This is a genomic window from Mycobacterium sp. NPDC050041 (genome assembly GCF_049541695.1).
Taxonomy (GTDB): Bacteria; Actinomycetota; Actinomycetes; order Mycobacteriales; family Mycobacteriaceae; genus Mycobacterium.
Window position 1 is genome coordinate 512,968 of the sequence record NZ_JBMVDG010000003.1, and the last position, 11,426, is coordinate 524,393.

An 11,426-nucleotide genomic window follows, 5' to 3' on the forward strand; every position below is an offset into this window, starting at 1 on the left:
GCTATGAGGTGGGTACGGGATCAACCCTCTCGTTGAGAAAGCAGCGCTCGCCCGTGCCTACCGCACCTTTCGACAATTTCTGACGCACTCGTCGATCAGCCGCGGACTTCGCATAATCTCGGTTCATGGCGAGTAAGGCGTCCAAGAAGACGAACAACGGGTTCGCCGATCAGGCGGCTGCCGATGCGGCCGAGATGGGCGTCGACGGCCAAGCCGCGAGCCGGCTCGACCGCGCCCTGATGGGCGGCCCACCACAGCGGGTCGGACGTTTCGAATACCACTACCTCACCGACACCTGGACGTGGTCGGACACCGTCGCCCGAATGCACGGCTACCAACCGGGCGAGGTGACACCCACCACCGAACTCGTACTGAGTCACAAGCACCCCGACGATCTGGCGCAGGTGCGCGCACTGCTGCAACAGACCTCGGCGCCGTTCAGCAGCAGACACCGCATCATCACCAAGGACGGGAACACGCGCAACGTCGTCGTGGTCGGGGAGGCCGTCACCGATGACGACAAGCGGATCGTGGCGACCCGCGGCTTCTACATCGACATCACCGCGAGCGTCCACGCCCAGATCCAGGAGACGATCAACGAGGAACTGGAGGTCATCGTCGCCCACCGCGAGTCGATCGACATCGCCAAGGGCATGTTGATGGCCGTCTACGACCTCACCGCCGATGCCGCGTTCGCGGTGCTGCGGTGGCGCTCGCAGGAACTGAACATCAAGCTGCACGTCGTCGCGCAGACGCTGGTCGCCACGCTGCCCACGTTGCTTCGGACGTCGGACCAGACGCGCGCACCCGTCGACCACTACCTGATGACCCTCGAGGCGCCCGCGACCGATTGACGGGAAGCCGGGCGCGATGCGACGTCCGGCCTCAAGACCGGCGCGACCGCACCGCCCGGATGAGGATGTAGCCGGCCACCGCGAGTACCGCGAGCACACCCAGCCACGGCAGCAGCAGGCCGACGAGTAGGAACAGTGTGCCGGTCACCGAAACCAATGCGTCCCAACCGCGTTCGACCTGACCGAGGAAGCCCTGGTACTGCTGCGGCGACGGCCCGCCGACCTGCTCGGCGACGAAGGTGACATCGACGGTGCTGTAATCGATCCGGTCACCGAGTTGATCACGCTGCGCCCGCAGGCTGTCCAGGTCGGCCTGGCGTTGCGACAGTGCGTTCTCGGCTGCGATGAGGGCCTCGGGATCCCTGGCGTCACGCATGATCGCCAGCAGCCGATCGACCGACGTCTGCAGAGCCTTGATCCGCGCGTCGAGATCGACCCGCTGTGAGGTCACGTCCTCCGATCGGGTTTCGGCGGTCTCCACGGTGCCCAGCGTCTTGAGTTCGCGCACCACGCCGTCCAGTTTCGGCGCGGGCACCCGCAGCACGATCGAGGTGAGCGCCCGCCCCCGGCCCGAGCCGGAATCCTCCGAACGGCTGTCGACCCGCCCGTCGGCGTCCTCGACGATGACCGCGGCCTTGTCGGCAGCCGCCGACGGGCTGGCGACGGTGATCGTCATCGACGCGGTCTTGACGACGTCGCGCTGCTCGGTCAGCTCTTGCGGCGGCGGGTTCTGGGGCGCCGGTGCGCCCGCGGCGTCCTTCATGTTCCCCGCCGCAGGTTCCGGACCGGTGCTCACGGGCGATCCCGCGCATGCCGTCAGCAGGGTCAGCGCCGCCGTCGCCACGACCGTCCGCACCAGATGCGTTCTCATGACTGGAAACCTAGCCATCCGAGCGCAGAACGCCTGCGTTTGTGCGGAATTCACAGGATCGGCAACAAGCGTCACTCCTGCGACGGTCGATCTCCCCAGCCGGAATTCGCGACCACATCGAAGAACGTCAGCGATCTGCCGTTGAAGAGTTCGTGCACGTGAGCGGGAAACGTGAAGGGCGGCGCCTTCATCGGATCGGCCTGGACGCCGCGGTCGATGGCTCGGGCGATCGCGTATCCGAGGTCGTCACGCGGCCACGCGTCATGGACACGCTCGGCGAGACCCGGGGTGAGTCGGCCCTTGTCCATACCGTCGATGTCCAGGGAGATACCGGAGAACGCCAGTGACTGCACGTCCCCGAACCGTTGCGCGAGGCCGAGACTGGTGTGCAGGGCGATGGACTGCCACACGGTGACGACCCGGTCCTCGGTGATGCCGTGGTCGCGAAGGAACCGCGCAGCGGCGTCGGCGCCGTCGACCTCGAATCGCTGATCGCCCGTCCCGTAGTCGGTGATGCCGAGGTCGTGCAGCAGGCAGGCGAGGAAGAGGGTCTCCTCGTCGACGCCCCCCGCACCGCGGCGGTCCGGGGTGGACGCGAGCTCGCGCGCGAACAGGAAGCTGCGGACGCAGTGGTTGGCGAGGAATGCTGGCGAGACGTCGAACACCAGCTCCAGTGCTGCTGAGGCGATGTCGGAGTCGGGAAGGTCCCACTGTGCGCCTCGGGTGGTCAGGGGGATGTCGTGCCGACTGGTCATGTCATCATCGTGGTCAGCGGATCCGCCCGCAGCCAGTGGCCGGAGTGTCACTCATCGCCGAGATCCGGCCACCACCGAAAACTGTCACCGAGCCGGGTGGAGCTCGGCCTTGAGGGCGGCGTTCTCCTCCTCCAGGGCCGTCAGTCGTCGGCGCAGATCCGTGAGCACGGGTTCGAGCTCCGCAGCGGTGAACCGGGGCGTGATGTGCTGGGGGCAGTTCCAGTCGAACGCGTCCACGGTGACGACGACCGCGCGCTCCACCACCGCGTCGTATTCGGCATCGGCCAGCGACCGGATCAATGCCGGATCCTCCTCGGCCGTCACGATCTTGGCGTGCCCGAAGACCTTCAACCTCCGCCGCCGGGCGTAGTCCATGGCGATGATCGCTACCCTGTCGTTTCCTCCGATGTTGCCTGTGCTGATGTACTGCAGGTTGCCGCGGAAGTCAGCCCAAGCGATGGTGCCGGAGTCCAGGACCCGCACGAATCCTTCTGGCCCACCGCGAAATTGCACGTACGGCCATCCGGTCTCACCGACCGATGCGAGATAGAACCCGTCGCGCTCGGCCAGGAATTCGGCTTCATCTTCGGTCAGCCGGTCCGGTTCGGCGGAGGCGCCTGCAGCGACGCGCTTGCGCGCGTACACCCGGTCGCTGCCGTGCTCGCGCTGCACCGCCTGCACGTCGTCGGTGAAAGCGATCGCGGGGTAACGCCTACTCATGCATCCTCCAGCCGACGTATGTCCATCACGTCAGCGTCGGTGCATGCCCAGGAATTCCCGGCCGTGCCTCTGGCCAATGTGCAACCCCCGTGCTGTGCAGTTGCTTAGCATCATCGGACGCCAGGAATGCAGGGCAGATGACGACGAGAACGGCCCACCGAGCAGAACGGATCAACGATGTTTCGCAGCAGAACTTTTGAGGAGTGGAGCTCACTCGCTCAAGGCGCAGGTTTCGCACTCGCGGCCGACATGGCGATGGCTCGTTTCCTCCCACGCAGACGCTTGGCGGTCGCGGCCGTCGGCCTGGTCGCGGCTGCCACGGTGTATCCGCTGTCGCGTCGACGGTGGGGTATCGACACCCGTGAGACGGTCACGCTCACCGCAGCGTGCGCAGTCGCAGGCGCCGCAACCCGGCTGCCCGCCCGAACCGCCCGTCGCGTAGTGGGCGTCGGCTGGGCGGCCCACGCGGTATACGACGCGGTCTTCACCCACGATGCCGCGATCACCCGCCTGCCCCCTACGTACGCCGCGGCTTGCGCCGGGGCCGATATCGCCATGGGGGCGCGGCTGATACTCGTTCGACGCTGATTGCTGCCGTGCCCATGCTGTACAGCCAGGGAGTACCGCACCCTGCCAGAGACGGCACCGCCTGGCTACGTTGCGGACATGACCACTCGACGCCGGACCAGGACAACCCTCGCCACACTGCTCGGTGCGGCCGCCGTCACGGCCGGATGTGCCGCCTCGTCCGCCGCGCCGCCGCCGGCCGATGCCGAACAGCGCAACACCCACCTCGTGCGGGAGGCTTTCACACGCGGTGTCGGGAACGCCGAAACCTTCTACGCGATCCTCGCTGACGACGTGACCTGGACGGTGGCGCGGGCGACGGCGCCGACCACGTACACCAGCCGGCAGCAGTTCCTCGACGACGGCGCCGCCCCGATCGTGGACCGGCTGACCGGACAGATCAATGCCGAGGTGCACGAATTGGTCGCCGATGACGATCAGGTGGTCGCGCGGTGGCGGGGCACGGCCACCGCACGCGACGGCGTGCCGTACGTCAACGAGTACGCATGGGTGATGACCATGGCGGACGAGCGGGTGACCCGCGTCGTCGCCTATCTGGATCTGGTCGCACTCGACGACCTGATCACGCGAGTACCGCTGCCCCGATGACGTCAGGGATCGGGAGTCACGGGACCGGAACCCAGCACGATGGTGATCTCGGTGGTGGTCGCGGTTGTTCGGTAGGCCGGGGGATTCGTGCCCACGACGCGGTCCTTCAGCTCCGGCGATGACGGTAACGACGCCTGCTGGAACCGCCCGAAACCTGCGTCCGTCAGCTCGCGGACGGCATCGGCATAGGTCATAGACCGCACCTCGGGCACCGTTACCTGCACGGCACCGGTCGAGACGTCGGGGACATCGCTTCGTCCAGGACCCGTTGACACATTGAGCGTGATCTCTTCCCCTGCGCTGACCGCGGTGTCGGCGCCGGGGTTGGTGGTGATCACGAGACCGGGCGGTACGGTGACGTCCGCGATCTCCAGGATGCGGGTCTTGAAGCCGCCGTCCTGCAGGACGGCGACCGCATCGGCCGAAGTCCTACCGTTCACATCGGGAACCGCTGCGTCGCGGGAATTGCCTGCAACGACGTTGATCCCGATCCCAGTCCCGATGGCGAGCACGGCCAGCGCTCCGACCGCGGTCAGCCAACGTCTGGTCGACCGCCCTGCGTGACCCGACTGCTGCGTCACCAACTGCTCTGTCGGCGGATTCCTGTCGGACATCCCGGCCAGCGCTGAGTCGCCGTGGGCGGCGATCCCCGCCATTGAGGCGTAGGGGGTCAGTCCACGATGCACGCGAACGAGGTCGGTGCGCATTTCTGCGGCGGTCTGATAACGATTGTCGGGGTTCTTGGCCATCGCCTTGAGCACCACGGCGTCCAGGTCGGGGGTGAGCTCACTATTGAGCGTCGACGGCGCAACCGGCTCTTCCTGAACGTGCTGGTACGCGACCGCCACGGCCGAATCCCCTGCGAACGGTGGTTCGCCGGTGGAGATTTCGTAGAGCACACACCCCAGCGAGTACACATCGGCCCTGGCGTCGACGCGAAGGCCGCGGGCCTGTTCGGGCGACAGGTACTGGGCGGTGCCGATCACCGCGCCGGTCTGAGTCACGCCCACGTCGCTGTCGGCGATCGCCTTGGCGATACCGAAGTCCACCACCTTCACCGAGCCGGCCGTGCCGATCATGATGTTGGCCGGCTTGACGTCGCGATGGATGATCCCGCGCTGGTGACTGAAGTTCAGCGCCCGGCAAGCATCAGCGATCACCTCGATGGCCTGCCGTTGGCGCATGGCCCCGTGGCTACGCACGTAATCGCGCAACGTCACACCGTCGACGTACTCCATCACGATGTAGGACAGCGTCCCGCTCGGCGTCTGCACCTCACCGGTGTCATAGACGGCCGCGATGGCAGGGTGGTTCAACGATGCCGCATTCTGCGCTTCTCGCTGGAACCGCACGCTGACGCTGGGGTCCTGAGCCAGGTCGAGACGGAGCAATTTGATCGCGACGTCACGATGCAACCGCAGATCGCGGGCCAGGTGGACTTCGGACATGCCACCCAGGCCCAGGATTTCGCCGAGTTCGTATCTGCCCGACAGGCGCCGCGGAGAAGTCATGGCGATGGCCCGATCGGTGCCGCCGGGGTGGGGTCCTCGGCCGGCGGCGCACTGCCCATGGGCAAATCCGGTGCCACCTGCCGATCGTGGCACGTTTCGGCCGCATCCGCCCTCAGAGCCGAGATGTCGGCGAACGAGCGGGTGAGACCTGGTGAGTCACCCGACCTCGAATGGACGTCGCCACATGGCATAGAGGGCCGGGGAATCCGCGACGGTCAGCTCGCGCACCAACTCGAATCCATGACGCTCGTAGATGCGCCGATTCTCGGGACACGAGGCTTCGAGATAGGCAGGCATGTGATCGCGGTCGGCCTGGCTGAGCACCGCCGCGAGTAACGCGGTGCCGATGCCTTGTCCCTGCCCGGCCGGCTCGACACCCATGAACGCCAGGTACCAGCAATCGTCCGTGGGGTGGTTGTCGTCGAGTACCGCGAACAATTGCGTCATCCGCGCCGCAGAGGCTTCGTCTCCGGCACTTTCCACGAGCTCCCGACCGAAACGCTCGGCGTCCTCCTCGGTGACCAACTGCTCACCCGGCGGCAGCCAAAGGGCCGCCCCGGAGCCGCCACCCGCCGCATATACCCCGCCGTGCGGCCAGCACGCATTGACGAAGCTCGAATAGAAGACCGACGCGCTGCGGCGTCGTTGGGCATCGTCGGGAACCAGCCACCGGTAAATGCGGTCGTCGAAGAAGGCTTTACACAAGGTGGTGACGACCTGGGCGCGCTCGCCGTCGGTTGCGGGATGAGCCGCCACCATCCCCGCTGCTGTCATGACGCCACCCACTCAGGGTCGGACTCGTTCACCGAGTTGACTACCGACAGTGAACACCTTCGAAATGGCGACCGGCCGTGTTTGGACAGTTCGCGCGCTGATGGGACGTGAGCGTTTCCCGTTACATCGGTGATCCGGCACCGTAGTAGTCAGCGGTGTCGACCCACGTCTGTCGGTGGAGCTCAGAGCCGCAGGAGCGCGGCAACCTGTTGGGCATCCTCACGGCAGTAATCGCGAAGTGCCATGAGTCCCACCCACAGTGGTACTGAGAGTTGTGAACGTGCCGAGGCGGACCGCAGTACCGCCTCGAGGTACTCGAGCAGGTCCATCACGGACGTGATCTGTCGATGCCTCAACGGCTGATGCTCGTCGAGTCCGCGGTCGACTTCGGCGTTGTTGGGAATGAGGTGCACGTAGTCGACGTCGAGCAGAGCGATCGCCACGAACTCGGGTTTTCCTCCGCGGTAAACGTTGCGGAAGAAGGCCAGGAGTTGACTTCGGAGGAACACCTTGTTGTCCGGGTCGACGCCTCGACGCAAGGACTCCTCGCAGAACTCCCGGTGCATTGCCCGCAGCACCGTAGCTCTCAGGGTGTCGCCCGGCCGGTAGTCGGCCCAATCGCACGATCCCGATCCGGTCGGTGCGAGCAGACCCCGGGCCACCATGGCTCGAGCGTTCTGCCGCCAAAAGACGAGGTGGCCGTCGCGGGTGAAACCGAGAACGCTGACCCCCAATCCGTTCGCGAACGGATACGTCCCGAGTTCGTCCAGGCGGCGGGCGTCTCCATGCTCGGTGGCCGGGTAGTTCAGGTCGAAGAACACTCGCGGCTTCTCCGACTCTGCGAGCAGGATTCGCGCCCGACACAGTTCGTTGGTGAGGAATGCCTCGTAGTAGGACGTGCGAAAGACTCTGACCGATTTTGCCGTCGTCAGCACCGGCGAACAGAACCCGAGCTTTGGTTCGTTCCGGAAATCACGGTCGATGTATTTGCGTCCGAAATATCGCAACACCGATTCGACCTCGGTGCGCTGCTCGCGCAGCCGTGCGAGCAGTGCAGTGCCGAACGCCGGATCGACCTCGAGCGGCCAGTCGGCACCGGCCGTGCGCAGGTGAGCGTTGAGGTGCCGCGAATAGAGAATCGCCGCTGAGGGCACGCTCGAGTCACAGACGAGCTGGAACCCGTCGGCCTCTTCGTCGCGAGAGGGGAGCATCTGCCGTAGATGGTTATCGCGAACCTTCGTCTGCACTTCCAACCGCGGCACCACGGCGAGGCCTCGGTACAACTGCCACGCCGACGCGCAGAGCCCCGCGATTCCGGCGACGGTGAAGAGAATGATCCTGCTCGGATCGAACACCGCCGCCGCGATCCCCAGAGCCAGACTGACAGTGCTGGCAACGAGGAGCAGACCCCGGCGTGGATTGAGTTTTGCGGCCACGAAGATCAGTCGATCCAAGCGGCCGGCAGCCGTTCTTGGCAACTTGTGAACTAGCGGCATCGGTGATCCATCGGCGCGTCCCTCCCCCGAGTCGTCGGCTCAACTTAGCGGATGCGTCGCAGCTAAGAGCGAATGCGAACGTGGCGAACGGCTTTCCGAAACGCCGAACAGCTATCCGGCGTCTTCGGGAATCCGTGTCCGCAGCACTTCCGGCTCCACGGCGCGGTGAAAGCCACGGAAGGCGTCGCTGGCCACGTTGCCACCGACTCGCATCGCGTTGGGATTGAGCGACGCACCGCCGTCGATGCGGATACAGCTACCGGTGAGGTATGCCGCCGCCGGGGATAGCAGGTAGACGATGGCAGCAGCGACCTCCGCTTCCTGACCAAAGCGCTTCAGTGGTGTCACCCCGATCGAAGCGCCGACGAGTGGACCCGCGATGTCAGGGTCGTAGGTGTCGAGGCCAGAGGACGCGACATAGCCCGGCGCTACCGCGTTAACACGCACGCCTGGTGCCCACTCGAGCGCAAGGGTCTGGGTGAGATTCAACATTCCGGCTCGCGCCGCGCCGGAGTGAGCCATCAGCGGCATACCGTCCCATACGTTCGCGAGCATGTTGACGATCGCACCGCCGCCGGCTTTCATGGCCTGCCCGTACACCTCTCGGGACACCAAGAAGCCACCGGTCAGATTCGTCGCGAGAACCGTCTCCCATCCCTTCTTGCTGATCGCCTCCGCCGGCATTGGGAATTGGCCGCCGGCGTTGTTCACCAACCCATCGATGTGGTTGTGTTCCCTGAGGATCGCCGCAACGGCTGAGCGAACAGCGTCCTCATCGCGCACATCGAAGTCGTAGACCGCGGCGTTGCCGCCATCCTCGTGAATTTCGTCGGCTGTCCGCCTCAGCTTCTCCAGCTTGCGGCCAGTTATCACCACTTCGGCGCCAAGGCTTGCCAATTCGTGAGCCACGCAACGACCGATTCCGGATCCGCCTCCGGTGACGACAACCGTCTGCCCGTCGAACAAACCTGGTCGAAAGATGGATGCGTACATGCTCCCCCCGGCTTTGCCACTGGTCTTGAGCCTGGGCGTGGGCCCGGGAACTTCCACAGTGTGACCGAAAGTCAGGAGTGCCGACGGGAAACCGCCACATGATCAGCGCTACCGCTCCGAAGAACGAAAACACCCCCGGCCCATCAGGGGCCGGGGGTGCTTCGTACTACCTGCGTGATCTAGTGCGCGTGCCCGTGGTGGCCGTGCCCGTGATCCTCGTCGTCGGCCGGCTTGTCGACGATCGCCGTCTCGGTGGTCAGGATCATGCGTGCCACCGACGCGGCATTGAGCACCGCGGACCGGGTGACCTTGACCGGGTCGACAATGCCGTCCTCGGACAGGTCGCCGTAGGTCAGCGTGGCCGCATTGAAGCCCTGTCCGTTCGGCAGACCCGACACCTTGTTGGTCACCACGGCGCCGTCGAGACCGGCGTTGGTGGCGATCCAGAACAGCGGAGCCGACAGCGCGGAGGAGAAGACCTCGACGCCGAGCGCCTCGTCGCCGGTGAGTGATCCGCGCAGGCCGTCGAGCGCCGAGCGGGCCTGAACCAGCGCCGCACCGCCGCCGGTGACCACGCCCTCCTCGACCGCCGCCTTGGCCGCCGACACGGCGTCCTCGACGGCTTCCTTGCGCTTCTTCATGTCGGTGTCGGTGGCGGCGCCGACCTTGATCACCGCGACACCGCCGGCCAGCTTGGCCAGCCGCTCCTCGAGCTTCTCGCGGTCCCATTCCGAGTCGGTGGACTCGATCTCCGACCGCAGCTGCTTGGCCCGGTCGGCGATGGCCTCCTTGCCGCCACCGCCGTCGACGATCACGGTGCTGTCCTTATCGACGACCACGCGCCGGGCCGAACCCAGTACGTCCAGGCCGGCCTCCCGCAGCACCAGGCCGACGTCGGGATTGACCACCTGCGCGCCGGTGACGATGCCGAGGTCCTCCAGGAACGCCTTGCGGCGGTCACCGAAGAACGGCGCCTTGACGGCGACGGCCTTGAGCGTCTTGCGGATGGCGTTGACCACCAGCGTCGACAGTGCCTCGCCCTCGACGTCCTCGGCGACGATCAGCAGCGGCTTGCCCGACTCGGCGACCTTCTCCAACAGCGGGAGCAGGTCGGGCAGCGAGCTGAGCTTGTCGCGGTGCAGCAGCACCAGGGCGTCCTCGAGGACCGCCTCCTGCGAATCGAAATCGGTGACGAAGTAGGCCGAAACGAAGCCCTTGTCGAAGCCGACGCCCTCGGTGACCTCGAGCTCGGTGTTCAGCGTCGAGGACTCCTCGACCGTGACGACGCCGTCGGCGCCGACGCGGGTCATCGCCTCGCCGACCAGCTCACCGATCTCCTCGTCGCGCGAGGAGACGGTGGCGACCTGAGCGATCGCCTTCTTGTCGCTGACGGGGGTGGCCGCGGCGAGCAGCGCCTCCGACACGGCGTCGGCGGCCTTGCTGATCCCGGCGCCGAGCGCGATCGGGTTGGCGCCGGCGGCCACGTTGCGCAGACCGGCCCTGATGATGGCCTGCGCCAGCACCGTCGCGGTGGTGGTGCCGTCGCCTGCGACGTCGTTGGTCTTGGTGGCCACGGACTTGACCAGCTGTGCGCCCAGGTTCTCGAACGGGTCCTCGAGGTCGATCTCGCGCGCGATCGTGACACCGTCGTTGGTGACGGTCGGGCCGCCCCAGGACTTGGCCAGCACCACATGGCGGCCGCGCGGGCCCAGTGTCACCTTGACGGCGTCGGCGAGCTTGTCGACGCCGACCTCCATCGCCCGGCGCGCAGTCTCGTTGAACTCAATCTGCTTGCTCATAGAACTGCTTCCTGCTTGAACGGATGTCGTTGAAGAAAGTGGGTGTGAGAGGAGAGACGGAACGCATGCCGCCCCGGACATCACCCTTGCGTACGGGGATCTCCGGGGCGGAACACGTCACTACTTGGAGACGACTGCCAGCACGTCGCGCGCCGACAGGATGAGGTATTCCTCGCCGTTGTACTTGATCTCGGTGCCGCCGTACTTGCTGTAGATGACGGTGTCGCCTTCCGAGACGTCCAGCGGGATACGCTTTTCGCCGTCCTCGTCCCAGCGGCCGGGGCCGACTGCGACGACGGTGCCTTCCTGAGGCTTCTCCTTGGCGGTGTCGGGGATGACCAGACCGGAAGCGGTCGTGGTCTCGGCCTCATTGGCCTGTACGAGGATCTTGTCCTCGAGTGGCTTGATGTTCACGCTCGCCACGATGGAGCCCTCCACTATTTCGGGTGTAGATCCGGGCACACCCCGGACCTGTGT

The 11,426-nt window shown here is 66.1% G+C and carries 10 protein-coding genes and 1 pseudogene; 2 read left to right on the forward strand and 9 right to left on the reverse strand.

The annotated features are described in order from the left end of the window. Nucleotides 1-125: 125 nt before the first annotated feature. Entirely contained in the window at nucleotides 126-854 is a 729-nt protein-coding gene (locus ACPCHZ_RS12875) for a PAS and ANTAR domain-containing protein (RefSeq protein ID WP_423485094.1), read from the forward strand. A gap of 31 nt (nucleotides 855-885) precedes the next feature. On the opposite strand, the gene ACPCHZ_RS12880 is transcribed toward ACPCHZ_RS12875, so the two are convergent. From ACPCHZ_RS12880 to ACPCHZ_RS12890, 3 genes are all read right to left on the reverse strand, one after another. After that, entirely contained in the window at nucleotides 886-1,725 is an 840-nt protein-coding gene (locus ACPCHZ_RS12880; RefSeq protein WP_423485095.1) for a DUF4349 domain-containing protein, read from the reverse strand. Between the two features lie 71 nt (nucleotides 1,726-1,796). Beyond that, entirely contained in the window at nucleotides 1,797-2,480 is a 684-nt protein-coding gene (locus ACPCHZ_RS12885) for an HD domain-containing protein (protein ID WP_423485096.1), read from the reverse strand. Nucleotides 2,481-2,564: 84 nt separating this feature from the next. After that, nucleotides 2,565-3,200: a pyridoxamine 5'-phosphate oxidase family protein gene (locus ACPCHZ_RS12890; RefSeq protein ID WP_423485097.1), complete on the reverse strand. Its 636-nt coding sequence runs from the start codon at nucleotides 3,198-3,200 to the stop codon at nucleotides 2,565-2,567. A gap of 666 nt (nucleotides 3,201-3,866) precedes the next feature. Here ACPCHZ_RS12890 and ACPCHZ_RS12895 point away from each other — a divergent pair. Further along, nucleotides 3,867-4,376, forward strand: a complete 510-nt coding sequence (locus ACPCHZ_RS12895; RefSeq protein WP_423485098.1) for a nuclear transport factor 2 family protein — start codon at nucleotides 3,867-3,869, stop codon at nucleotides 4,374-4,376. Here ACPCHZ_RS12895 and pknB read toward each other — a convergent pair. The 6 genes and pseudogenes from pknB to groES all read right to left on the reverse strand — a co-directional run. Next, a pseudogene (gene pknB, locus ACPCHZ_RS12900) lies at nucleotides 4,360-5,887 on the reverse strand (Stk1 family PASTA domain-containing Ser/Thr kinase); the annotation flags it as partial. The gene ACPCHZ_RS12895 and the pseudogene pknB sit on opposite strands and share 17 nt — an antisense overlap. 156 nt (nucleotides 5,888-6,043) lie before the next feature. Next, complete coding sequence (locus ACPCHZ_RS12905; protein WP_423485099.1) at nucleotides 6,044-6,661, reverse strand: GNAT family N-acetyltransferase; 618 nt, start codon at nucleotides 6,659-6,661, stop codon at nucleotides 6,044-6,046. 182 nt (nucleotides 6,662-6,843) lie between these two features. After that, entirely contained in the window at nucleotides 6,844-8,097 is a 1,254-nt protein-coding gene (locus ACPCHZ_RS12910; RefSeq protein ID WP_423485100.1) for a hypothetical protein, read from the reverse strand. 171 nt (nucleotides 8,098-8,268) lie between these two features. After that, nucleotides 8,269-9,150 (reverse strand): SDR family oxidoreductase, encoded by an 882-nt coding sequence (locus ACPCHZ_RS12915; protein ID WP_423485101.1) that lies wholly within the window; start codon nucleotides 9,148-9,150, stop codon nucleotides 8,269-8,271. Between the two features lie 179 nt (nucleotides 9,151-9,329). Further along, nucleotides 9,330-10,949 (reverse strand): chaperonin GroEL, encoded by a 1,620-nt coding sequence (gene groL, locus ACPCHZ_RS12920; RefSeq protein WP_364972349.1) that lies wholly within the window; start codon nucleotides 10,947-10,949, stop codon nucleotides 9,330-9,332. 120 nt (nucleotides 10,950-11,069) lie between these two features. Then, entirely contained in the window at nucleotides 11,070-11,372 is a 303-nt protein-coding gene (gene groES, locus ACPCHZ_RS12925) for a co-chaperone GroES (protein WP_045384501.1), read from the reverse strand. Nucleotides 11,373-11,426: the final 54 nt, after the last annotated feature.

Bases quoted from the DNA above. Each gene is read 5' to 3' on its own strand.
- ACPCHZ_RS12875 (WP_423485094.1), top strand. From the start codon at position 126: ATGGCGAGTAAGGCGTCCAAGAAGACGAACAACGGGTTCGCCGATCAG.
- ACPCHZ_RS12880 (WP_423485095.1), bottom strand. From the start codon at position 1,725: ATGAGAACGCATCTGGTGCGGACGGTCGTGGCGACGGCGGCGCTGACC.
- ACPCHZ_RS12885 (WP_423485096.1), bottom strand. From the start codon at position 2,480: ATGACCAGTCGGCACGACATCCCCCTGACCACCCGAGGCGCACAGTGG.
- ACPCHZ_RS12890 (WP_423485097.1), bottom strand. From the start codon at position 3,200: ATGAGTAGGCGTTACCCCGCGATCGCTTTCACCGACGACGTGCAGGCG.
- ACPCHZ_RS12895 (WP_423485098.1), top strand. From the start codon at position 3,867: ATGACCACTCGACGCCGGACCAGGACAACCCTCGCCACACTGCTCGGT.
- ACPCHZ_RS12905 (WP_423485099.1), bottom strand. From the start codon at position 6,661: ATGACAGCAGCGGGGATGGTGGCGGCTCATCCCGCAACCGACGGCGAG.
- ACPCHZ_RS12915 (WP_423485101.1), bottom strand. From the start codon at position 9,150: ATGTACGCATCCATCTTTCGACCAGGTTTGTTCGACGGGCAGACGGTT.
- groL (WP_364972349.1), bottom strand. From the start codon at position 10,949: ATGAGCAAGCAGATTGAGTTCAACGAGACTGCGCGCCGGGCGATGGAG.